Here is a 1,300-nt window from a genome sequence, read left to right on the forward strand (position 1 = left end):
CAGACATGGACAAATATCCGCATGAATTCTCGGGCGGCCAGCGCCAGCGCCTGTCGATCGCCCGCGCCATCATCACCCGCCCAAAGCTGGTGGTGGCCGACGAGCCGGTCTCGGCGCTGGACGTCTCGATCCGCGCCCAGATCCTCGACCTTTTCGCCGAGCTCAATCAGAAGCTCGGCATCGCCTATCTCTTCATCACCCATGACCTGACGGTCGCCCGCGCCATGGCGGACGAGGTGCTGGTCATGCATGAAGGCAAGATCGTCGAGCGCGGCCAGACTGCCGACGTGCTTGACCATCCCAGCTCGGAAGCCGCGCGAGCGCTGGTCGCGGCGGCGCCCGATCTTCACCGAGCCATCGCGCGACGCATGCAGGAACAGGGCTAAGCAGCCGGCCGGGCCGGCTATTCCTCCGGCTTCACCAGATCGACCGGGCTGATATCGAGCAAGTCGAGCGTGCGGCGCAGCAGCTTCACCTCACTCTCCGCCAATTTGGAATCGGCCTTGGCGATCTCGGCCATATGGCGCGCGAGCAGCTTCCGGCGCTCGACATCGAGGTCGCGGAACAGCGCGATCGCCTGCGAGCCGTTGGTCTCGTAGCCATAATCGTTGAGATATTCGATGACGCTGTCGATCGAGGCCTCGGGAATGCCGAAGGCTTCCCTGCAGATGCGGCGGAAGACGACCATCTCGCTCTCCGAAACCGAACCGTCGGCCAGGATCATGCGAAACAGCATCAAAAGCTCCGCCGACAGCACCGGATCGTCCGCCACCTTGCGCACGCCCGGGTCACCGTCGAAGATCGAACGTATCTGGTCGAGCAGCGCCATCGCCATCAAGCTCCCCTTTGCGATTCGACCTGATTGTTAGAGCAATTCCAGGAAAAGTGTGAAGCGGTTTTCCGTCCGGAATTGCGCCAAAGCGACTGACAGAGCGGTTCGGCGTGTAACGGCGAGCCGCTCTGGCTTGGAATCGCTCTTGCGCAAACGAGACGAGCGTGGTGGAAGCTGCGGTTTCCTTCCAGGCATCCCTCCCCGATGATCGATCTTACCCTGCAGACCATACTCATCCTGATTGCCGCCGCCTTTGCGGCCGGCTTCGTCGACTCGATCGCCGGCGGCGGCGGGCTGATCACCATCCCGGCACTGCTGCTCGCCGGCTTTTCGCCGGTCGCAGCCCTCGGCACCAACAAATTGCAAGGCATGTTCGGCTCCGGCTCGGCCACCATCCACTATGCCGCTAACGGCCAGGTCGACCTGCGCCGCCAGCTGCCGTCGGCGCTGCTGGCGCTTGCCGGCGGC

Annotated in this window: 3 protein-coding genes; 2 read left to right on the forward strand and 1 reads right to left on the reverse strand. The window is 63.7% G+C overall.

From position 1 onward, the window contains the following. A partial coding sequence (locus EOA28_RS35995) for an ABC transporter ATP-binding protein (protein ID WP_148671117.1) occupies positions 1–386 on the forward strand: 386 nt, incomplete at its 5' end. 17 nt (positions 387–403) lie between these two features. On the opposite strand, the gene EOA28_RS36000 is transcribed toward EOA28_RS35995, so the two are convergent. Continuing rightward, positions 404–835 carry a TerB family tellurite resistance protein gene (locus EOA28_RS36000; protein WP_042644968.1) on the reverse strand — a complete coding sequence of 144 codons (432 nt, stop codon included), beginning with the start codon at positions 833–835 and terminating at the stop codon, positions 404–406. A 201-nt stretch (positions 836–1,036) separates the two neighbouring features. On the opposite strand from EOA28_RS36000, the gene EOA28_RS36005 reads away from it, so the two are divergent. Then, a partial coding sequence (locus EOA28_RS36005; protein ID WP_148671118.1) for a TSUP family transporter occupies positions 1,037–1,300 on the forward strand: 264 nt, incomplete at its 3' end.

Origin of the sequence: Mesorhizobium sp. M2A.F.Ca.ET.067.02.1.1 (assembly GCF_004023285.1) — a bacterium.
Classification (GTDB): domain Bacteria; phylum Pseudomonadota; class Alphaproteobacteria; order Rhizobiales; family Rhizobiaceae; genus Mesorhizobium.